This is a genomic window from Bradyrhizobium sp. LeoA1Lang, from assembly GCF_055413685.1.
This window is the reverse complement of record NZ_JBVAPG010000601.1, coordinates 1-255: the sequence shown is the minus strand read 5'-3', so window position 1 is coordinate 255 and position 255 is coordinate 1. Positions and strand designations below refer to the sequence as shown.

At 62.4% G+C, this 255-nt stretch carries 1 protein-coding gene; it reads right to left on the bottom strand.

All coding sequences use genetic code 11. The features are described 5' to 3' along the window. Positions 1 to 255, bottom strand: a 255-nt coding sequence (locus tag ACZYOF_RS44660; protein ID WP_463719707.1) for a transposase, incomplete at both ends; no start/stop codon positions are given.

The window sequence follows — 255 nt, the reverse complement described above, 5'->3', positions numbered from 1 at the left end:
GCCGGGCCTCGGCAGGCGCAAATGCTTGATACAGCGCGCCGGCGGTATGGATCGACAGATTGTCCTGCACGACACGGATGCAGGGGGCATCGGGATAATGGACGTCGACGAGTTCGCGCATGCAGTGCGCGTAGTCTACGGCAGCGCGGCGGTCTGTAACCTTGACGTTGCGCCAGCCGCGATGCGGATCGAAGGTGACGAAGAGATTGACGGTGCCGTTGCGGCGATATTCGTAATCGTAGCGCTCGCGCTGTC